Source organism: Pseudoalteromonas sp. 20-MNA-CIBAN-0454, assembly GCF_040308685.1.
GTDB lineage: Bacteria > Pseudomonadota > Gammaproteobacteria > Enterobacterales > Alteromonadaceae > Pseudoalteromonas > Pseudoalteromonas nigrifaciens.
Window position 1 is genome coordinate 1 of the sequence record NZ_JBEOOB010000168.1, and the last position, 271, is coordinate 271.

The 271-nt window shown below is 45.4% G+C and carries 1 protein-coding gene; it reads right to left on the reverse strand.

Features of this window, described 5'->3' with window-relative positions:
* The coding region (locus AAEZ22_RS18395; protein WP_352298486.1) for a hypothetical protein at positions 1-196 on the reverse strand (196 nt) is incomplete at its 3' end.
* Positions 197-271: the final 75 nt, after the last annotated feature.

The window sequence follows — 271 nt, forward strand, 5'->3', positions numbered from 1 at the left end:
TCCCTGAAGAGCTCTTCCGACTAGGTAATTCCACAAGTCCAAAGCTTGCCAATGTACGCGCTAGAGACGTAGATATAATCGAAATTAACGGTATTAAGGTTATTATCGCAAACGGTAAAGGCATTAGCGTCTTTGATAAGGTTGGGATCAACGAATCGCCAATGACAGGTTGGGCGTGGCGATTCGCTCCTAACACTAGGCCTCCGGTTGGTTTAAAGATGGTTCAGGATAAACCCCATCACTATTGTATTTCACCGGCGTGTAATATGCC